We start from the raw sequence: 19034 nt of genomic DNA on the forward strand, positions 1-19034 counted from the left end.
CGCGTGCGAGGATGACGGAATGTCCCGCACCCCCCTCGCCGCGCTGAGCCCGGCCGACCAGGTGCGCCGGCGCGCCCTCGGACGGATGAAGGCCGTCGCACTCGGAGCGCTGGTGTTCATGGCAGTCGTCTTCGCCGTGTCGTTCCCGCTGCAGAATGACGTGCCGTGGCTCGCCTACGTGCGGGCCGCCGCCGAAGGCGGCATGGTGGGCGCGCTGGCGGACTGGTTCGCGGTCACGGCTCTGTTCCGGCATCCGCTCGGCATCCCCATCCCGCACACCGCGATCATCCCCAGCCGCAAAGACGAGATCGGGCGCACCCTCGGGGAGTTCGTCGAGACCAACTTCCTCTCCACCGAGGTCGTGCGCACCAAGCTGGAGTCGATCAGCGTGTCGCGCCGCCTCGGCGAGTGGCTGGCGAGCCCCGAGCATGCTGCGCGCGTCACGGACGAAGGCTCGGCGATGGCCGCCGGCGTGCTGCGCGCCCTCAGCGACAGCGACGTGCAGGACCTCATCGCAGACGTCGCGCGCGAGCACCTCGTCGAGCCGGACTGGGGCCCCTCCGTTGGCGGATGGCTGGCGCGCCTGGTCGACTCCGGCGCACATCACGGCGCGGTCGACATGGCGGCGGACTCCGTCGGCGTCTGGCTCGAAGGCAACCGCGAGTCCTTCGACGGCCTGGTCTCGAGCCGCCTGCCCTCGTGGGTGCCCTCGATGGTGCTGCGCCTCATCGACGACACGCTCTACAAAGAGGCGCTGTCGTTCGTCCGCGATGTGCGGGGCCACCCCGACCACGCCGCGCGCCGCGCGATCGACCAGTACCTCACGCGGCTCGCCGACAGCCTGCAGAACGACCCGGCCACCATTGGCCGCTTCGAAGACGCCAAGTCGGGCGTCTTCGACTCCCCCCGGGTGCGGGAGCTCGCCGCCGAGGCCTGGGACACCACCAAGTCCGGCCTGCTCCGCTCGCTCTCCGATCCCAATAGTGGCCTGCGCGCGCGCATGACCCAGGCACTCATCGACTCCGGCACGCGCCTGTCGACGGACACCGCGCTGCAGCAGCGGGTCGACGGCTGGGCGACGGATGCCGCGGTCTTCCTGGTCGACCGGTACCGGCACGACATCGCCTCGATCATCACCGAGACCGTCGAACGGTGGGACCCCGCCGAGACCACCGAGAAGATCGAGCTCATGGTCGGCCGGGACCTGCAGTACATCCGCCTCAACGGCACCGTCGTCGGCGCGCTGGCGGGACTCACCATCTTCACCATCGCGCACGCCCTGGTGGGCTGACTACCCTGGGCGCATGGGCGACACCGTCGAGCTGCTGTTCAGCTACGGCTCGCTGGAGGGCGGCGGGCTGCAGCTCGACACCTTCGGGCGGGTCGTGCACACCGAACCCGACGTGCTGCCCGGATACACGACCTCGCTCACGGAGCGGCCCGACCCCCGCATCACCGACCGCATCGGCCCTGTCCCGCAACGCGAGCTGCGCCGCACCGGCGACCCGCGCGACAAGATCATCGGCACGGTGCTGCGCCTCAGCGAGGCGGAACTGGATGCCGCCGACGAGCTGCTGAGCCCGCCGTTTCACCGCCGGCCCGTGACGCTCGAAAGCGGACGCGGCGCGTGGGTGTACGTGGTGGCGACGACATGATCCGCCTCGCGCTGGCGCGGCACGCCAAGAGCGAGTGGGGCTCACCCGGGATCGCAGACCACGACCGTCCGCTGAATCAGCGCGGGCTGCGCGACGCGCCGATCATGGCCGCGCGCCTGGCCGACAGCGGCTTCGTGCCCGACGCGATCGTGACGTCCACGGCCCTCCGGGCCCGAACGACCGCCGCGGTCTTCGGCGAGCGCTTCGGGCTCGAGCCCGTGCTGCGTCCGGGGCTCTACGGAGCGCCGGCCGAAGAGCTGCTCGAGGCAGCCGTGCACCAGGGCGCCCCGTCGGTGCTGGTCGTCGCCCACGACCCGGGCATGAGCGTGCTCGCCGCCCGGCTGTCGGACGACGCGATCGGCCACATGCCCACCTGCGGGGTGGCCACCTTCACCTGGCGCGATCAGGACGACTGGGAGGTCGCGGCGGCCCTCGACCCCGACGAGTGGACGTTCGACTCGCCGCGCTGATCCTGGCGGCGGCCGGTCGGGTCAGACGACGCCGGTGCGCACCACGAGCTCGGGTTCGATGAGGCGGCCACCGGGCTCCGCACCGCTGACGAGCAGGTCGAGCACCGCCTCGGCCACCTGCTCGGGGCGCTGCTCCACGCTGGACAGCCCCAGTGCGGCCGCGACGGGGGTGTTGTCGAAACCCACGACGGTCACGTCGGCCCTGCCTGCGTGCGAGGCCGCGAGGTGCGCACCGACGGCGAGGGTGTCACTCGCGCACACGACGGCATCCACCGTCGTCGTCGCGAGCAGCAGCTCGATCTCGGTGCGAGCGGCCTGGACCGTGTCCAGACTCGTGCGGCGGAGGTCTTCGGCGGCATCCTCCCCCATCGCCTCGCGCCATCCGCGCTCGCGGTCATCCCCGGTGCCGCTGCCGCGCGGCCAGCCGAGAAAGGCCACCCGGCGCCCGTGACCGCGCGCGAACGCTGTGGCCGCGCGTGTGCCGGCTGCGCCGTCGACGTCGACCCAGGCGTGGTCGGCAACAGTCCACTCGGCGCCCCACGGCCGCCCGAAGGACACGAACGGCAGTCCCACCTCGCGCAGCCAGGCGGTGCGAGGGTCGCATTCGACCGTGCCGGTCAGCACGACGCGGTCGATCTCGCCGCCGTCGCGCAGAGCCCGCAGCCTCTCGAGCTCCTCCTGGGCGTCGGTGGCGGCGTAGACCAAGATGCCGAGACCCCGGGGTGTGGCGCGGTCGGTGAGTGCGTGCACGAACCGGTCGAGCACGACCCCCGAGATGCCCCCGCTGTAGGGGTCGAGGTGCACGCCGATGGTGTCGCTGCGCCGCGTACGCAATCTACGCGCCGCCATCGACGGGGCGTAGCCGAGCTGCACGATGGCGTTCTCAACGCGCTCACGGGTACCCGCGCGCACCACCGCGGGACTGTTCAGCACATTCGACACCGTCTGGCGGGACACCCCCGCGAGGCGCGCGACGTCCTCGACCGTCGGCTGCCGCATCGTCGCCTCCCGCTGACCGTCGCCCGCGCATCCCGTTGACACACTCTCCCGTCCGACTTAGCTTGTCACCACCGGCGGGATTTTGAACGATCAAATTCGGGCGTCCGGTCCGCTCCGCCGAGGCATCGAAGGAGATTCCCATGAAGCGACACACTGCGGTTCGCCTGCTGGGCGCCGGAGCTCTCGCCGCCACCGCCGCGCTCGTGCTGGCCGGGTGCGGGCAGGGATTCGCCGGCGACTCCGGCGGCGCATCGGACTCGGACGACGGGCTGACCGACTCCGACGACCCGATCCGCGTGATGATCGGCTCCAGCGGCGAGGCCGAGACGGCTGCCGTCGAAGACGCCGTCGCGGCGTGGGCCGCGGACGAGGGGGTCGACGCCGAGGTCGTCGCCGCGACCAACCTCAGCCAGGAGCTGGCGCAGGGCTTCGCCGCCGGCTCTCCTCCCGACCTGTTCTACCTCTCCACCGACCAGCTCGCCGGATTCGTCGAGAACGGCTCGGTGCGCGCCTACGGCGATCTGCTCGACAACAAGGACGACTTCTACCCCTCCCTGGTGGCCAACTTCACCGTGGACGGCGAATTCGTCTGCGCGCCGAAGGACTTCTCGACGCTGGCGCTCATCATCAACACGACCCTGTGGGAGCAGGCCGGACTCACCGAGGCGGACATCCCGACGACGTGGGATGAACTCGCGACGGTCGCTCAGACCCTGACCACCGACGGCCGCGTGGGCCTCGCCTTCGGCGCGGAGTACCAGCGGGTGGGCGCCTTCATGGCAGAAGCCGGCGGGCGGCTGGTCAACGAGGACGGCACCGAGGCGGTCGCCGACTCCCCCGAGAACGTCGAGGCCCTCACCTACGTCAAGGAGCACCTTGCCGACGGCACGTTCGCCTTCGCCGCCGACGTCGGCGCGGGCTGGGGCGGCGAGGCGTTCGGCAAGGAGCTGGCGGCGATGGTGATCGAAGGCAACTGGATCACCGGCGGGCTGAGCGCCGACTACCCCGACGTGCAGTACACCGTGGCCGAGCTTCCCGCCGGTCCTGCCGGTGAGGGCACGCTGCAGTTCACCAACTGCTGGGGCATGGCCGCGGACAGCCCCAACCAGGAGGGGGTGCTCGACCTCGTCGAGTACCTGACGGACACCCAGCAGCAGCTGGCGTTCTCCGACGCCTTCGGTCCCATGCCTTCGATCGAGTCGGCGGCAGCCGACTGGGAGCAGGCGAACCCCGAGCTCGCACCCTTCCTCGCGGGCTCCGCGTACGCGATCGGCATGCCGACCAACGTGGGCGTCGGTGAAGTGCTCACCGACTTCAACGCGCAGCTCGAGTCGCTGGCGACGGGCGATCCGCAGCAGATTCTGCAGACGGTGCAGTCCAACCTCGAGGCCGTGGTCGGCGGCTGACGTGGCCACCGCCGCGCCGGCGTCCCACCGCAGCCGCTCGTCCGGCGGCATCCGTCGCGGTGAGGGCGCCGCGGGGTGGCTGTTCACCCTGCCGATCGTCGTGATCCTCGGGCTGTTCCTCTTCATCCCCGTCCTCATGGCGCTGTGGGTCAGCTTCTCGGATTGGAGCGGACGCGGCAGCCCTCTTTCTTCGACCGTGTCGTTCATCGGTCTCGACAACTACGCCGCCATCACCACCGGCGGGGGCCTCGCCGAGCGCAACTTCGGCATCGCACTGCGCAACAACGCCTGGTACGTGCTGCTGGTCGTGCCGCTGCAGACGGCGCTGTCGCTGTTCCTCGCGGTGCTGGTCAACCGCGCGGTGCTGCGCGGCCGGGGGTTCTTCCGCACCGCGTTCTATTTCCCTTCGGTCACCAGCTCCGTGGCCATCACCGTGCTGTGGCTGTTCCTCTTCTCCACGACCGGCGTCATCAACGAGGTGCTGTCGTGGATCGGCATCGCCGGGCCGAACTGGTTCAACGACCCGCGCGGCATCGTCCACATCGCCCTGGGCGCCGGCGGCGAACCGGGTCCCGCTGCGCTGACGTCGGGGCAGTTCCTGGGCGTCACCTGGTGGGACTGGCTCGCCGGGCCGTCGGTGGCGATGACCGCCTTCATCCTGATGGCAGTGTTCACCACCAGCGGCACGTTCATGCTGCTCTTCCTCGCGGCGCTGCAGAACATCGGCGCAGAGCTGAGCGAAGCGGCGATGATGGACGGCGCCAACGCCTGGCAGCGCTTCTGGTTGATCACGCTCCCCCAGCTGCGCCCGACGCTGTTCACGGTGCTGACTCTGGGGCTGATCGGATGCTGGCAGGTGTTCGACCAGATCTACACCGGCACCCAGGGCGCGCCCGGCAAGACCACGATCACCCCCGCCTACCTGTCGTACACGTCGGCCTTCACCGATCAGCAGTGGGGAATCGGCGCGGCGATCTCGTTCATCCTGTTCCTCATCATCATCGTGTTCACCGTGTTCCAGCGCTGGGCGCTGCGCGAACGGGCGGTCTCGATGCGGCGCCGCCGGCCGTATGAGCAGGCCGTCGCCGCCGCTGCTGCCGCTCGCGGGAAGGAAGCGCCATGACCACCACCACGGCCCTCACCCAGGAGGCCCTCTTCGATCAGCCGCCCGACCGTCCGGCGCGGCGCCCCCGCCGACTGCCACCGGGGCGCCTCACGATGCAGGTGCTGCTGTACGTGCTGCTCATCCTGCTGGCGATCATCTACATCTTCCCGTTCCTCGTGCAGGTGGCGACCTCGTTCAAGACCGACAACGAGGCCACCACCGACGCCGTCTCGCTGATCCCTGCGACCGTCAGCTTCGCCGCCTACGAGCGCCTCTTCACCCGCAGCGACTTCCCCCTGTGGTTCGCCAATTCGGCGGTCGTCACGGTGCTCGTGACCCTCGGCCGTGTGTTCTTCGTCTCCCTCGCCGGCTACGCCCTGGCACGCCTGCGGTTCCGCGGACGCGGTTTCGTGTTCGCCATGGTGGTCGGCGTCATGGCCGTCCCCTCGGTGGTGCTGCTGATCCCCAAGTTCCTGGTCCTGAACCAGCTCGGCATCTACGACTCCTACGCCGGCATGGTCATACCCCTGCTGGTGGATGCCGCGGGGGTGTTCATCATGAAGAACTTCTTCGAGTCCATCCCGCCGTCGGTGGAGGAGCAGGCGCGCATCGACGGGGCGGGGACCTTCCGCATCTTCTGGTCGATCGTGCTGCCGATGGCCCGCCCCGCCGTCGTGACGATCGTGATCCTCTCGTTCCAGGGGTCGTGGAACGAGCTGAGCCACTTCATCGTGTCGACGCAGTCCCCGGAGCTGACCACCCTCACCAAGGGCGTCGCCTCGCTGGCATCGGGCCAGCTCAGCCAGGGCAACCAGTACCCCTTGAAGCTCGCCGCCGCGGCGATCATGACGATCCCCGTCGCGGTGATGTTCTTCATCTTCCAGAAGCGGATCATGAACACGACCGAGGGCGCGGTCAAGGAATGAGTGCGGGCTGGCAGCCGTTCCTCTCGGACCGCGTCGTGGCGCTGCGTGCCCCGACCCAGGTCTGGTCGGGGCGCGACGGTGACGCCGGGGGCACCGCCATCGAGGGGATCTACCACGGCGACACCCGCTTCCTGAGGCACGTGCGCCTCGAATACCGCGCGCCCGAGGGAAAGTGGCAGCCACCCGAGCCCATTTCCGTGATGTCCCGCGATGCCGCCACGGTGATCTTCGGGAGCCTGCTGCGCGGCGTCGACGACGCCACGCCCGACCCGAAGGTGCGTCTGGAACGCCTCCGCGAGGTGCGCAGCGGTGTCGTGACCGAGACGCTGCGACTGCATTCACACCTGAACCGGCCGCTCGTCGTGCTGCTGCGCGTTCGCCTCACCCCCGACTTCTCGCCGCTGCAGGAGGTGAAATCCGGGGCGGCGCCTCGCACGGACTGGTCCGCCACCGGCGCGGGATCCACCGTGCAGGTGCGCCGCGGGCAGACGTGCATCGATCTGGTGGCACCGACGGCCACCACAACCGTGGACGAGCCGGGCAACGAGGTGACGCTCGTCTGGCAGGTGCGCTGCGAGCCCCGCTCTTCGACCGAGGTGACGTGGCGGGCGCAGCTGGTCGATCCGGCGCTGGTCGTGCTGCCCGCCGGGCGCCCCGTGCCGTGGTCAGTGGAACTCCCGGAGCAGATCGACCCCCGGCTGCGCATGTGGGTGCACTACGCGCTGTCCGATCTCGACGCCCTGCGCCTGGCGCTGCCCATTGCGCCTCATGACGAATTCTTCGCCGCCGGCGCCCCGTGGTTCTTCACGCTCTTCGGACGTGACTCCCTGTGGACCGCGCGCATGCTGCTGCCGGTGGACACCACGATGGCGGCATCCACCCTGCGTGTGCTCGCCCGACTGCAGGGCACGAAAGACGATCCGGAGAGCGCCGAACAGCCGGGCAAGATCGCGCACGAGCTGCGGGCGGTGGAATTCGCCATGCCGGGCGAAGGCATCGTGCTGCCTCCGCTGTACTACGGCACCGTCGACGCCACACCGCTGTGGGTGTGCCTGCTCGTGGATGCCGCGAGCGCCGGCATGCCCGAGGACGACGTGCGCCAGCTGCTTCCGAACCTGCGGGCAGCGCTCGAGTGGATCGACCACGCCGCCGCCGACGGTTTCGTGGAATACCTCGATGAGACCGATCATGGGCTGTCGAACCAAGGATGGAAGGACTCCGGCGACTCGATCCAGTGGCGCGACGGCACCCTGGCGGCAGGACCCATCGCCCTGTGCGAGGTGCAGGGCTACGCCTACGAGGCCGCGGCCGGGGCTGCCGCGCTGCTGGACAGTCTGGGCGAGCCCGGCGGCGAGCGCCTGCGCGCGTGGGCGGAGTCTCTGCGGGACCGTTTTCGCGATCGGTTCTGGGTGCAGACGCCAGAGGGCCGGTACCCCGCGATCGCGCTGGACCGCGACGGCCGAGGCGTCGACACGCTGACCAGCAACATCGGTCATCTGCTGGGCACCGGCATCCTCTCCCCCGCAGAAGAGGCCGAGGTCTCCGCGTTGCTGGTCGGGCCCACGATGTCGTCCGGGTTCGGTGTGCGCACCATGTCGACGGCCGCGGCGGGATACTGGCCGCTCAGCTACCACGGCGGGAGCGTCTGGGCCCACGACTCCGCGATCATCGCCCGCGGCATGGCGCGTGCGGGACGTGAGGAAGACGCCCGCGTCGTCGTCGAAGGGCTGCTCGCGGCGGCGGAGGCGTTCGAGTTCCGCATGCCGGAGCTTCACGCCGGGGATGCCGCGACGACCGCCCCGGCGCCGGCACCGTATCCGGCGGCGTGCCGACCGCAGGCCTGGTCGGCGGCCGCGGCGATCGTGTGCCTGCAGATCGCGACGCGGCGCTGACGGGGCCGGGCGACGGCGCCCGACGGTCGTGCGCGGCGATGCCCCGTCGACGGCCGACGGCGTCACGGATAGGCTCACCGGATCGACGACGGAAGGACGCACCGATGCGCGCTGCACGTTTCCACGGCAAAGAGGACCTCCGCGTGGAGGAGATCGACGAGCCCAGCCCCGGTCCGGGTCAGGTGAAGCTGCGCAACGGTTACTCGGGCATCTGCGGGTCGGACCTGCACGTCTACTACACGCCGGAGGCCGCCGGCATCGACATGGAGCATCCGCACCCGATCACCGGGGCGATGCCCCCGCAGGTGCTGGGGCACGAGTTCGCCGGCACGGTCGTCGAAGTGGGTGAGGGCGTCGAGGGCATCTCGGTCGGGGACCGCGCGGCGGTCTGGCCCATCTACTACTGCGGTGAATGCCCTGCGTGCCGCAAGGGCATGTACAACGTGTGCCAGAAGATTGGGTTCCACGGGCTGACCTCCGACGGCGGCGGCATGGCCGAGTTCACCACTGTGCCGGCGTCGATGCTGCATGTTCTCCCCGAGAACGTCGACCTGCGACTGGGCGCCCTCGTGGAGCCGATGTCGGTGGCGTGGCACGCCGTCTCGCTCGGCGACGTGCCCGCAGGCGGCTCGGCGTTGGTCGCGGGAGCGGGACCCATCGGCATCGGCGTGTGGTTCGCCCTCCGCGCCCAGGGCGTGGACCGCGTGCTCGTCTCGGAGCCGAGCGCGCAGCGCCGGGCGATCATCGAGGCGCTCGGTGCGCGCACCGTCGACCCGGTGGACGGTGACCTCGCCGCGGCCGTCGCCGAACTCACCGACGGCGACGGCGTGGACGTCGCATTCGACGCTGCCGGGGCGGGTCCCGCCATCACCTCGGGGCTCGCCAGCCTGACCCCCGGTGGCCGGGTCATCGTGGTCGCCCTGCACGAGCGGGCCATGGAGTTCAACCCCACGCAGCTCGTCATGGCCGAGACCGGCATCGCCGGCAGCCTCGCCTACCTTCCCGAGGACTTCGACGCCGTCATCGCGGCGATGGCCGCCGGGGCGTACGACACGACGGGATGGGTCGAAGAAGTGGACATCGACGGCGTGGTCGACGCCTTCCACCGGCTGCGCTCGGGAGCCGGCGCGAAGATCCTCGTGCGCGCCTGAGGCTCAGTCCACCGCTGCGACGCGGCCGCCGGTGAGGGCGACCAGCTCGTCGAAAGTCAGCGGGAACACGGTGTGCGGCGTGCCCGCGGCCGCCCAGATCTCGGGGAACTCCGCGAGCATTTCGTCCACGATCGTCGGGAGGGGCGCGGGGTGGCCGGTGGGAGCCACTCCCCCTATCGCCTGACCCGTGGCATCCCTCACCTGCTGTGCGGTGGCCCGCTCGATACGCCGGCGGCCCAGCCGGGCGGCGAGCGCGGCGGTGTCGACACGGTGCGCACCGCTGGTCATCACCAGCAGCGGCTCGCCGTCCGACCAGAAGACGAGGCTGTTCGCGATGGCGCCGACCTCGACCCCGAGGGCGGCGGCGGCCTGCGCAGCGGTGGCGGCGGCATCAGGCAGCACGACGATCTCGCCCGGAATGCCGGATGCCCGAAGCGCCGCGTGAACGAGCTTGCTGCGAGGAGGGAGGTGCGCTGTCACGCTCCTCAGCCTAGAGTCAGGCCATGGCCGACCTGTTCGACGTCGACAAACCCGCCCACGCCATGGCCCGTACGCGCCTGAGCACCGATCTCATCGCCTGGCTGGTGACCACCACCGCCGAAGGACGCCCGCACCCGACACCGGTGTGGTTCTTCTGGCACGACGGCGCCATCACGATCCTCAGCGAGCCGGACACCCTCAAGGTGAAGCATCTGGAGCGGGGGTCGCAGGCCGTCGTGCACCTCGACTCGGGCGGGGCGTTCGGTGACGACATCGTAGTGCTGCACGGCGACGCGCGCCTCGAGCCGGACGGCGCGGCCCCCTGGCTCGAAGAGTTCCGCGAGCCGTACGACGCGAAGTACCACAGCGCGATCGCCGCCTACGGCATGCCGCTGGAGCAGTTCGGCCACACGTTCTCGACGCGCATCGTGTTCACGCCGACGCGCCTGGTGGCCTGGGGCGGCTGAGCCGGGCCTCGATCCGGCGGCACCGGTCATGCACAATGGGGAATGATGCCGCAACGCCGCGGCTTCGGGAGTGCAGCCCACAAGGCCCGCCGAAAGAGGATCGCGATGACCACCGCCCTGCCCTTGCCTGATGTCACCCACGAGCGCGTGGAGGTGATCACGGGGCGACGGAGTGGCCTGTTCCTCGTCGTCGCCCTGCACTCCTCGGTTCTCGGGTCCGCCCTCGGCGGCGCCCGCCTGTGGACGTATCCGCACTGGAGCGACGCGCTCGGCGATGCCCTGCGCCTCTCGGCCGCGATGACCCTGAAGAACGCCGCGGCAGGTCTCGATGCCGGCGGTGGCAAAGCCGTGATCGGGCTCGAGCCCGGCACCGTGCTCGACACTGCACGCCGCCGGGCCGCCTTCCTCGACCTCGGCGACGCCGTGGAATCCCTCGGCGGTCTGTACCGCACCGCGGAGGACGTCGGCTCAACCACCGACGACATGCTGGTGGTGTCCGAGCGCACCGCCCACGTGGTGGGCCTCCCCAACGCCGTCGGCGGCTCCGGGGAGCCCGCCGGCCCCACGAGCCTCGGTGTCTACGAGTCGCTGCGCGCCACCCTCGAACGCGTCACCGGCTCCCCGGATGTCGCCGGCCGCCGCATCACGATCTCCGGCCTCGGCCAGGTCGGGAGCCGACTCGCGGTGCGCCTGTCCGCCGAAGGCGCCGCCCTCACGGTCACGGACGTCAACCCCGCCAAGCGGCACCTCGCCGCCGACCTGGGCGCCGCGTGGGTCGAGCCCGGCACTGAGCACCTGACGCCCGCCGACGTCTTCGTTCCGGCCGGCATCGGCGGCCTGCTCACCGACGACGTCATCGACGCCCTCGATGCCACCGCCGTCTGCGGCCCCGCCAACAACCCCCTGGCGTCCCATGCCGGGGCGGATCGGCTGGCCGCCCGTGGCATCCTCTACGCCCCCGACTTCGTCGTCAACGCCGGCGGCGTCATCTACCTCGACTCCGCGGCGAAGCAGCTGGGCACCCGCCCGCAGATCTTCGAGCGGGTCGCGGGCATCGGCGACACGCTGCGGCGCATCTTCGACGAAGCCGCCGAAGCCGGCGTCACCCCGCTGGCCGCGGCGGAAGAGCTCGCCGCGGAGCGCCTGGCGGCAGGGTCGCGAGAGACCGCCCTGACCTAACAACGCGCGTGGGTCTTCCTCGCCTCCGCCGGTCGTGACATCGTGTGCCCCATGAGCGCATCGGGCACGACCGGCGGCACCTCGAGGACAGGCGGCGGCGCCCTCGCCTCACGGCTGAACCGCCTGCGGGCGGGGGTACTCGGAGCAAACGACGGCATCGTGTCGGTCGCGGCCGTCGTGGTCGGCGTCGCCGGCGCCAACGCGCAGTCGTCGCACGTCATCACGGCGGGAGCTGCCGCCCTCATCGGCGGCGCCATATCGATGGCCGTCGGCGAGTACGTGTCGGTCAGCAGCCAGCGCGACACCGAGCGCGCACTGATCGAGAAGGAGAAGAACGAGCTGCGCGACACCCCCGGTGATGAGCTCGACCAGCTCACTGGGGTGTACCGCGACAGAGGGCTGTCAGAGGCGACGGCGCGGCAGGTCGCTCAGGAGCTGACCGAGCAGGATGCCCTCGGCTCGCACCTCGAGGCCGAGTACGCGATCAGCCGCGAGGGGGTCGTGAGCCCGTGGGCGGCGGCCTTCACCTCGGGCATCGCGTTCGTGCTGGGAGCGATCCTGCCCATGGCGGCGATCCTGCTGCCGCCGGCCGACTGGCGCGTGCCGGCGACCTTCGTCACGGTACTGATCGCGCTCGCGGTCACCGGCGCCGTCGCCGCCCGCATGAGTGGCGCGCCGGCGCTGCGTGCCATGACCCGAACGGTGGTGGGCGGCGCGCTGGCCCTCGGCGCGACGTGGGCGGTGGGCCTGCTGCTGGATACCACCGGCGTGGTCTAGCCTTCCGCGGGCCACGTGGCCGCCGGCCCGCGGGATCGGCGTGCACAACGACGCCGATCCCGGCGGAAGTCACCGGCCCCGGGGGCCTGACGCCGCCCGACGCCTACGCGTTGCCGACGTTGTGCACGCCGACGGTCCCGCCCCGCGTCAGTCCAGAGCCACCGTGGCCGGCGCCTCGAGCCGCGCCGAGGTCACCCGGGCGCCCGTGGGCACGCGTCCCCCGCCGATGAGCACCTGCGCGTCGGGGTGCGGCGGCAGGATCTCGATCGCGACGCGCTGCGCCCCCCGCCGATCGTGCGAGGGGATACGCCACGGCTCGCCGCGGTAGATCGCATCCGACAGCAGCCGGTCGCCGACCCACGCCCGCGCGACATCGCCCTCCCAGTCGATCACGAGGGTCCCCTCCGCGTCGTCGGGGAGATCGAGGGCGATCTGGGCGGCGCCGCTCCAGTCGGTGGGGATCGACGCGCGCCCGTTGGGGGCGGCGTGCCGCTCGGGCGGCGTGCCGGCGGCGCGCACGGTCGTGACCGCGACGTCGGCGCGTCGCGGCGACGCCGAACCCACGGCGACCCAGCCGTCGTCGGTCAGCCGCTGCACCTCGCCGGCGGCGAACAGCTCGACACGGTCCGGCGCAACCGGGCCGTCCGCGAGCACGAGGTCATCGCCGCGCACGCCCAGTCGCAGGCCGTCGGTCTCGCTCAGCACGAGCACGCGGGCGACGACCTCCCCATCGATGACCAGCTCCGAGAGCTCCCCCGGACCGTCCAGCTCCGCCGGGCGCACCTCGGCGTCGGCGTCGAAGCGGGCGGGGATGCCGTCGGTCGCCGTGAGCACCAGCAGCGGAGCCCCGCGCCAGGTGACCTGTGTCAGCGGCTGCGCCGTCGCCCAGCGCACCGTGGCGGCGCCGACGCGCAGTCCGAACGGCCAGACGAACGCCGCACCGGAGGGGATGTCCACGGCGGGGAACTCGACCTCGCCGGCATCCGTCGTCACGCCGAACGCGACGCCGGCGTGGGCAGGCAGGGTGACGCCCGGCTGGTGGTTCACGACGAAGACGAACCCCGCGGAGCCGTCCGAGCGCACCGACCAGCGCAGCCCCTCGGCGTCGGGTGCGACGGGGGCATCGTCGGGGAACGATGCCGGCATGTCGGCCAGGAGCGCGCCCCACTGCTGCAGCAGGTGGTGCTGACGTCGCAGGCGATACCAGCTCGCGCGCGGCATCCCATCGACCGTCAAGGGCGCACCGAAGTCGTACGAGATGTCGGTGAAGTCGTTGGGTTCGCCGGTGGCGTGGGCCTCCTGCAGGCCGACGCGCGGGTTGCGGCCGTCGGAGAACATGTAATAGCCCTGCCACACGCTCCCCGACGCGAGCTTGGCGAGGGTCAGCGCATCGACGTCGTCGGCGGTCACGAGTGGGCGGCGGTGGTAGGCGGCCACCATGCCGGCCCCGATCTCGCAGGTCGCGAAGGGCAGGTCGTACTCGCGGGCCTCACCGGGCTCGCCGGTGCGGTGATCGGCTCCGATGCCGTCGTCGTCACGACGCGCCGACGGGTAGAAGTTGCTTTCGCTGCGGAGGTCCCGCACGTCGGAGGCCTCGATCCAGAACGAATCGGAGTACCCGCCGAACACCGGCAGCACGTCGTCGGGGAGGTCGGCCGCGCCCCAGCCTGTGGCCACCCAGAGCGGCGCCGAGAAGCCCACGCGCTCGGCCAGAGCGCGCAGCGTGCTCAGGTGCTGCGGCTGGTCGTAGAGCTCGTTGTCGACCTGGATGGCGAACAGCGGGATGCCGCGCACCTGCTCCTCGAGCAGGGTGTACCAGCGCTCCACCTCGGCGAGGTAGGCGGGATCGTCGGTGCGCACGGCCATGCCCGACTCGGCGATCCAGTCCGGCAGGCCGCCGTGGCGCGTCTCGGCGTGGGCGTAGGGACCGATGCGCAGCACGATCTCGAGCCCTTGTGCGCGCGCGGCGCGCAGGAACGCGCCCACGTCGAGGCCGCCGTCGAACGAGACCTCTCCGCGCACGGGCTCGTGGTGGTTCCACAGCACGTACGACGCGACGTGCGTGATGCCGGCGGCGCGCACGCGGCGCAGCGTGTCGTCCCACTGCGCCCGCGGCAGACGCGAGAAGTGCACCTCACCGGTCAGCGGGAAGACCGGTGCGCCGTCGACGAGCACCGATCGGTTCGTGACGGTGACCGCCCCAGCCCCCAGGTCCGTGGTGTGGGACGCCTCGGGCGCGTGGACGTGGAGGGAGTTCGTGGGGGGCACAGCGGACCTTTCGTGGGGGCCTGTCCAGTCTACGGAAGCATCACCCAGGGCACCGAGAGTCGACCACTGAATCGTCCAGGCACAGCGCGGCATCCGACATGTCGCCGCCCGTAGAGTCGGGGGAAATCTCGGATCGCGCCATATCCGAGAGGATCCACGAGCACATGCGAGGGAGCATTATGTCCATGAATCAGCCACAACGCCGCAGGCGGCTTCTTTCCGCCGTGGCCATCGGCGCGGCAGGGGCGCTCGCGCTCTCGGGCTGCGCCGGCGACGCCGAAGGCACGGCCGACGGCCCCGTCGAGATCACGTTCCAGTCCTGGGTGCCCAACATCGACCAGGTCGTGGACGCTTTCAACGAAGAGCACGACGACATCCACGTCACGCTCGAGACGATCACCGCCGGGCCCGACGGCGGCTACGCCAAGATGCTCTCGGCGGTGCAGGCCGGCAACCCCGCCGACGTCGCCCAGGTCGGCTACGACTCCATCCCCGACTTCCTCGTCAACGACGCCCTCGAGGACATCACCGACTACGTCGGCGACTCGGCCGACGACTTCGTGCCGTGGCAGTGGGAGACCGGCGTCTTCGACGACCGCGTCTACGCCGTGCCGCAGGCTTCGGGTCCGCTCGGCCAGTTCTACCGCAAGGACATCTTCGACTCGCTGGGCCTTGCCTACCCCACCACGTGGGACGAGTACTACGAGGCGGCCAAGGTCATCCGTGCCTCCGACCCCAACCGCTACATCGCGGCGTTCGCCTTCAACCAGGCACCGTGGATGATCGGGCTCGCGCAGCAGGGCGGCGCGAACTGGTTCGACACCGAGGACGACGCGTGGGTCGTCGACATCGACGGGGATGCCACCATCAGCGTCGCCGACTACTGGCAGAAGCTCATCGATGAGGACCTCGTCAAGATCGAGGCCGACTTCTCGAGCGAGTGGAACGCCGACATCCAGAGCGGCAACGTCGTCACGTGGATCTCGGGTTCCTGGGCCGACGCGATCCTGCGCGGCACGGCGCCGGACACCGCCGGATCGTGGGCGGTCGGACCCGTGCCGCAGTGGCAGGCCGGCGAGAACGTCTCGGCCACCTGGGCCGGCGGGTCCGCCAGCGTCGTGCTGAAGGGGTCGAAGAACCCCGAGGCTGCCGCCGAGTTCGCCCTGTGGATGAACTCCGACCCTGCGAGCGTCGACATCCTCACCTCGGTGGGCGCCGGCTGGCCGGCCATCGCCGACACCAGCGGCGTCGCGTCGCTGCAGGAGGACCCCGAGGTCTTCGCCTTCTACGGCGGTCAGGACATCTGGGACGTCTTCGCCGAGTCGGATGCTGCGGTCGACACCTCTTGGCAGTGGCCGCCGCTGGCATCCACCCTCTTCGCGTCGCTGACCGACAACGTCAAGGCGGCCGTCGATGCGGGAACCCCGATCGCGGATGCCTACCGCAAGACGCAGTCCGACGTCGTGAACGCGCTCGAAGAGCGCGGCATCGCCGTCAAGTGATCCCCGGCGGGGGGAGGGACCGGTGTCCCTCCCCCCGCTTCTCATTCCTCGCTGAAAGCACCCCATGAGCACCCTCGTCCCCCGCCGCACCCGGCGCCGCCCTCGCCCGGCGCTGTGGGCGCTGCTGCTGCCCTTCGTCGTGATGTTCGCGCTGTTCTTCATCGCGCCGATCATCTACGCCCTGGTGCAGAGCATGTTCGCCACCAAGAGCTCGGGCCTCGGCCTCGGCCGCCCCGAGACGGTCTTCGTCTTCTTCGACAACTACGCCCGCGCCCTGAGCGATGCCACGTTCGTCGAGAGCCTCGGCCGCCTGCTGCTGTTCTCGGCCATCCTCGTTCCCCTCATGGTGATCACGGCGCTCGGCCTGGCCCTGCTGCTGGACTCGGGCCGCGCCTGGGGCGGCAAGTTCTTCCGGGTGCTGTACTTCGCCCCCTATGGCGTGCCCGGCGTCGTGGCCACGCTGCTCTGGGGGTTCCTGTACGTGCCCGCCACGAGCCCCATCCTGCAGATGCTCGACGGCATCGGCGTGAGCATCAACCCGCTCTCCGGCGACAACGTGCTTTTCGCGATCGCCAACATCGCCCTGTGGGGCTTCGCGGGCTACAACATGATCATCCTGATCTCGGCCCTGCACGCGATCCCCTCGGAGCTGTACGAGGCCGCGCGCGTCGACGGCGCCTCGGCATGGTCGATCATCTGGAGCATCAAGCTGCCGCTGGTGCGCCCCTCGCTGATCCTCGTGACGGTCTTCACCGTCATCGGCACCCTGCAGCTGTTCGTCGAGCCGCTCGTGCTGCGTCCGCTGACGACCGCCATCAGCTCCACCTTCACCCCCAACCTGGCCGCGTACAACCAGGCGTTCGCCCAGGGCAACCCGAACCTCGCCGCCGCGATGGCCGTCATCGTCGCCGTGCTGGGCTTCGCGTTCTCGTTCGGCTTCCTCCGCCTCGTCAACCGAAAGGGGAACCGCGCATGGTGAGCCCAGCTCGTCCCGCATCGCGCGTCGCCCCCAGCAGCGTCGCCGTCAACGTCGTCCTCTTCGTCGCCGCGATCTACTTCGTCCTGCCGCTGGTGTGGGTCGTCATCGCCGCGACGAAGTCGCCCGGAGACCTCTTCGCCACCTTCGGGCTGTGGTTCTCGGACACCCCGCAGGCATGGGAGAACCTCACGCGCCTGTTCACGCAGGATGGCGGCGCCTTCACCCGCTGGGTGCTCAACAGCATCGTGTACTCCGGCGTGGGCGCAGCCGTCGCCATGGTCATCGCGAGCGCGTGCGGCTACGCCATCGCCAAGTACCGGTTCCGCGGCCGCGAGGCGCTGTTCTCGGTGATCCTCGGCGGCGTGCTGGTGCCGGCGACGGTCATCGCCCTGCCGCTGTACTTCCTGCTCAACACCGTGGGCCTCACGGGGTCGTACTGGGCGGTACTGCTGCCGAGCATGGTGAGCCCGTTCGGGGTGTACCTCGCCCGCATCCACGCCAACGCCAGCGTTCCCGACGAGATCATCGAGGCGGCCCGCCTGGATGGCGCCGGCGACCTGCGCATCTTCGGGTCCATCGCCGCGCGCATGATGATGCCGGCGCTGGTGACGATCTTCCTGTTCCAGTTCGTCACCATCTGGAACAACTACCTGCTGCCGCTGGTCATGCTCAACGACACCCGCACCTTCCCCGTGACCCTCGGCCTAACCCTGTGGAACTCGCAGACGCAGCGCGACCCCATGTTCTACCAGCTGGTGGTCACCGGCTCCGCCGTGTCGGCGATCCTGCTGGTCGCACTGATGGTCGCCCTGCAGCGGTTCTGGCGCGCCGACCTCACCGCCGGCGCCACCAAGGGCTGAGCACGCCGGATCAGCCCTTCCGCGTGCTCCGGTACGCGGAAGGGCTCATTCCGTGGGTGCGGCGGAACTGCCGGGAGAAGTAGAACGGATCATCCATCCCGACGGCGCGCCCGATCTCGGCCACCGGCAGTCCCGTGGTGTCCAGCAACTGCCGGGCCCGCGCCATCTTCTGCGCCAGGTGGTAGGCCAGCACTCCCCCGCCCGTGGCCTCCCGGAACAGCGCCGCCAGGTGCGACGTCGAGACCCCCACCATCGCGGCGAGGTCCGGCACCTGCACTCGGCCGTCGACCCGCTCCTCGAGGTACCGGATGGCGCGCTCGAGCGGGGTGCCGTCCTCCGGCAGCGCCCGGTCGACGGCCAGCTGCGTCAGAAGACGCCAGGCCATGCCGGATGCCGCGAGCAGCCGGGCGGGAGTGGTGTCGCGCTCGAGTGACGTCGCGATCTCGTCCAGCAGCGCCGTGGCACGGTCGACGGCCCGCAGCGACATCGTCACCTTCGCGGCGCTGACGCCGGCGGCCTCCAGCAGCTCCGGCACGTCGCTTCCCCGCATGTGACACCACCAGATCGTCCAGGGGTCCTCTGCGTCCGCTCCGTAGGAGTGCGGCACGCCGTGCGGGATCACGAGCGCCGTGGAGCTGCCGATCCGGGTGTGGACGCCGTCGATGTCGATCCATCCCTTGCCCGCGACGCACACGATCACGATGGTCTCGGGCGCCCCCGCAGGCCGGTGACGCGCGTGGCCGTGCGCGTGGGGAAAGTGCCCCGCGTCGGTGACGACGATGCGCCGGGTGGCGGGTCGGCTGAGTGCGGCATCCACCAGGGGATACGGCACGACGCTCATGCGCTGGTGATCGAATCCGTCGCGGCGCTCCATTCCCTCATCCTGGCACGTGCGATCGTCGGATCGTCCATCCGCAC

General features: G+C 70.8%; 18 protein-coding genes. 14 read left to right on the plus strand and 4 right to left on the minus strand.

Features of this window, described 5'->3' with window-relative positions; translation table 11 throughout:
* Positions 1-19 precede the first annotated feature (19 nt).
* The 3 genes from QNO21_RS09705 to QNO21_RS09715 are packed head-to-tail and all read left to right on the plus strand — an operon-like array spanning position 20 to position 2125.
* On the plus strand, positions 20-1291 hold the full coding sequence (locus QNO21_RS09705; RefSeq protein ID WP_257517757.1) for a DUF445 domain-containing protein: 1272 nt from the start codon (positions 20-22) through the stop codon (positions 1289-1291).
* 13 nt (positions 1292-1304) lie between these two features.
* Entirely contained in the window at positions 1305-1655 is a 351-nt protein-coding gene (locus QNO21_RS09710) for a gamma-glutamylcyclotransferase (protein ID WP_257517758.1), read from the plus strand.
* Positions 1652-2125, plus strand: a complete 474-nt coding sequence (locus QNO21_RS09715) for a SixA phosphatase family protein (RefSeq protein WP_257517759.1) — start codon at positions 1652-1654, stop codon at positions 2123-2125. Before QNO21_RS09710 ends, QNO21_RS09715 begins: the two co-directional genes overlap by 4 nt.
* A 21-nt stretch (positions 2126-2146) precedes the next feature.
* Here QNO21_RS09715 and QNO21_RS09720 read toward each other — a convergent pair whose 3' ends face one another.
* Positions 2147-3124, minus strand: coding sequence for a LacI family DNA-binding transcriptional regulator (locus QNO21_RS09720; RefSeq protein ID WP_257517760.1), 978 nt, complete (start codon positions 3122-3124; stop codon positions 2147-2149).
* A 140-nt stretch (positions 3125-3264) separates the two neighbouring features.
* Between QNO21_RS09720 and QNO21_RS09725 the strand changes: the two genes are divergently transcribed.
* The 5 genes from QNO21_RS09725 (at position 3265) to QNO21_RS09745 (ending at position 9604) form a co-directional block, all read left to right on the plus strand.
* Positions 3265-4530 (plus strand): sugar ABC transporter substrate-binding protein, encoded by a 1266-nt coding sequence (locus tag QNO21_RS09725; protein WP_257517761.1) that lies wholly within the window; start codon positions 3265-3267, stop codon positions 4528-4530.
* A gap of 1 nt (position 4531) precedes the next feature.
* Complete coding sequence (locus QNO21_RS09730) at positions 4532-5653, plus strand: carbohydrate ABC transporter permease (RefSeq protein WP_257517762.1); 1122 nt, start codon at positions 4532-4534, stop codon at positions 5651-5653.
* Positions 5650-6561, plus strand: coding sequence for a carbohydrate ABC transporter permease (locus tag QNO21_RS09735; RefSeq protein WP_257517763.1), 912 nt, complete (start codon positions 5650-5652; stop codon positions 6559-6561). Before QNO21_RS09730 ends, QNO21_RS09735 begins: the two co-directional genes overlap by 4 nt.
* Complete coding sequence (locus QNO21_RS09740) at positions 6558-8453, plus strand: glycogen debranching N-terminal domain-containing protein (protein WP_257517764.1); 1896 nt, start codon at positions 6558-6560, stop codon at positions 8451-8453. The genes QNO21_RS09735 and QNO21_RS09740 overlap by 4 nt, the downstream gene beginning before the upstream one ends.
* Positions 8454-8557: 104 nt before the next feature.
* Positions 8558-9604 carry a 2,3-butanediol dehydrogenase gene (locus tag QNO21_RS09745; protein WP_257517765.1) on the plus strand — a complete coding sequence of 349 codons (1047 nt, stop codon included), beginning with the start codon at positions 8558-8560 and terminating at the stop codon, positions 9602-9604.
* 3 nt (positions 9605-9607) lie between these two features.
* On the opposite strand, the gene QNO21_RS09750 is transcribed toward QNO21_RS09745, so the two are convergent.
* The gene (locus QNO21_RS09750) at positions 9608-10084 is read right to left on the minus strand and encodes a YbaK/EbsC family protein (RefSeq protein WP_257517766.1); all 477 of its coding nucleotides are present in this window, start codon (positions 10082-10084) and stop codon (positions 9608-9610) included.
* 23 nt (positions 10085-10107) lie between these two features.
* Here QNO21_RS09750 and QNO21_RS09755 point away from each other — a divergent pair, with 23 nt between their 5' ends.
* From QNO21_RS09755 to QNO21_RS09765, 3 genes are all read left to right on the plus strand, one after another.
* On the plus strand, positions 10108-10551 hold the full coding sequence (locus QNO21_RS09755; protein ID WP_257517767.1) for a pyridoxamine 5'-phosphate oxidase family protein: 444 nt from the start codon (positions 10108-10110) through the stop codon (positions 10549-10551).
* Between the two features lie 105 nt (positions 10552-10656).
* Positions 10657-11730: a Glu/Leu/Phe/Val dehydrogenase family protein gene (locus QNO21_RS09760; RefSeq protein WP_257517768.1), complete on the plus strand. Its 1074-nt coding sequence runs from the start codon at positions 10657-10659 to the stop codon at positions 11728-11730.
* 51 nt (positions 11731-11781) lie between these two features.
* Positions 11782-12507 carry a VIT1/CCC1 transporter family protein gene (locus tag QNO21_RS09765; protein WP_257517769.1) on the plus strand — a complete coding sequence of 242 codons (726 nt, stop codon included), beginning with the start codon at positions 11782-11784 and terminating at the stop codon, positions 12505-12507.
* A gap of 147 nt (positions 12508-12654) precedes the next feature.
* On the opposite strand, the gene QNO21_RS09770 is transcribed toward QNO21_RS09765, so the two are convergent.
* Complete coding sequence (locus tag QNO21_RS09770; protein ID WP_257517770.1) at positions 12655-14775, minus strand: beta-galactosidase; 2121 nt, start codon at positions 14773-14775, stop codon at positions 12655-12657.
* Positions 14776-14960: 185 nt separating this feature from the next.
* On the opposite strand from QNO21_RS09770, the gene QNO21_RS09775 reads away from it, so the two are divergent.
* The 3 genes from QNO21_RS09775 to QNO21_RS09785 all read left to right on the plus strand — a co-directional run bounded on the left by QNO21_RS09775 (position 14961) and on the right by QNO21_RS09785 (position 18116).
* Positions 14961-16277 carry an ABC transporter substrate-binding protein gene (locus QNO21_RS09775; protein WP_257517771.1) on the plus strand — a complete coding sequence of 439 codons (1317 nt, stop codon included), beginning with the start codon at positions 14961-14963 and terminating at the stop codon, positions 16275-16277.
* 64 nt (positions 16278-16341) lie between these two features.
* Positions 16342-17256: a carbohydrate ABC transporter permease gene (locus tag QNO21_RS09780; RefSeq protein ID WP_257517772.1), complete on the plus strand. Its 915-nt coding sequence runs from the start codon at positions 16342-16344 to the stop codon at positions 17254-17256.
* The gene (locus QNO21_RS09785) at positions 17250-18116 is read left to right on the plus strand and encodes a carbohydrate ABC transporter permease (protein WP_257517773.1); all 867 of its coding nucleotides are present in this window, start codon (positions 17250-17252) and stop codon (positions 18114-18116) included. The genes QNO21_RS09780 and QNO21_RS09785 overlap by 7 nt, the downstream gene beginning before the upstream one ends.
* Before the next feature lie 10 nt (positions 18117-18126).
* Here QNO21_RS09785 and QNO21_RS09790 read toward each other — a convergent pair whose 3' ends face one another.
* Positions 18127-18990, minus strand: coding sequence for an AraC family transcriptional regulator (locus QNO21_RS09790; protein WP_285178389.1), 864 nt, complete (start codon positions 18988-18990; stop codon positions 18127-18129).
* Positions 18991-19034 lie beyond the last annotated feature (44 nt).

Source organism: Microbacterium sp. zg-Y818, from assembly GCF_030246905.1.
Classification (GTDB): domain Bacteria; phylum Actinomycetota; class Actinomycetes; order Actinomycetales; family Microbacteriaceae; genus Microbacterium.

Coding starts and splice junctions, on each gene's coding strand:
- QNO21_RS09735 (WP_257517763.1), top strand. CDS start 5,650: ATGACCACCACCACGGCCCTCACCCAGGAGGCCCTCTTCGATCAGCCG.
- QNO21_RS09790 (WP_285178389.1), bottom strand. CDS start 18,990: ATGGAGCGCCGCGACGGATTCGATCACCAGCGCATGAGCGTCGTGCCG.
- QNO21_RS09710 (WP_257517758.1), top strand. CDS start 1,305: ATGGGCGACACCGTCGAGCTGCTGTTCAGCTACGGCTCGCTGGAGGGC.
- QNO21_RS09725 (WP_257517761.1), top strand. CDS start 3,265: ATGAAGCGACACACTGCGGTTCGCCTGCTGGGCGCCGGAGCTCTCGCC.
- QNO21_RS09740 (WP_257517764.1), top strand. CDS start 6,558: ATGAGTGCGGGCTGGCAGCCGTTCCTCTCGGACCGCGTCGTGGCGCTG.
- QNO21_RS09745 (WP_257517765.1), top strand. CDS start 8,558: ATGCGCGCTGCACGTTTCCACGGCAAAGAGGACCTCCGCGTGGAGGAG.
- QNO21_RS09720 (WP_257517760.1), bottom strand. CDS start 3,124: ATGCGGCAGCCGACGGTCGAGGACGTCGCGCGCCTCGCGGGGGTGTCC.
- QNO21_RS09715 (WP_257517759.1), top strand. CDS start 1,652: ATGATCCGCCTCGCGCTGGCGCGGCACGCCAAGAGCGAGTGGGGCTCA.
- QNO21_RS09765 (WP_257517769.1), top strand. CDS start 11,782: ATGAGCGCATCGGGCACGACCGGCGGCACCTCGAGGACAGGCGGCGGC.
- QNO21_RS09780 (WP_257517772.1), top strand. CDS start 16,342: ATGAGCACCCTCGTCCCCCGCCGCACCCGGCGCCGCCCTCGCCCGGCG.
- QNO21_RS09755 (WP_257517767.1), top strand. CDS start 10,108: ATGGCCGACCTGTTCGACGTCGACAAACCCGCCCACGCCATGGCCCGT.
- QNO21_RS09705 (WP_257517757.1), top strand. CDS start 20: ATGTCCCGCACCCCCCTCGCCGCGCTGAGCCCGGCCGACCAGGTGCGC.
- QNO21_RS09785 (WP_257517773.1), top strand. CDS start 17,250: ATGGTGAGCCCAGCTCGTCCCGCATCGCGCGTCGCCCCCAGCAGCGTC.
- QNO21_RS09760 (WP_257517768.1), top strand. CDS start 10,657: ATGACCACCGCCCTGCCCTTGCCTGATGTCACCCACGAGCGCGTGGAG.
- QNO21_RS09775 (WP_257517771.1), top strand. CDS start 14,961: ATGAATCAGCCACAACGCCGCAGGCGGCTTCTTTCCGCCGTGGCCATC.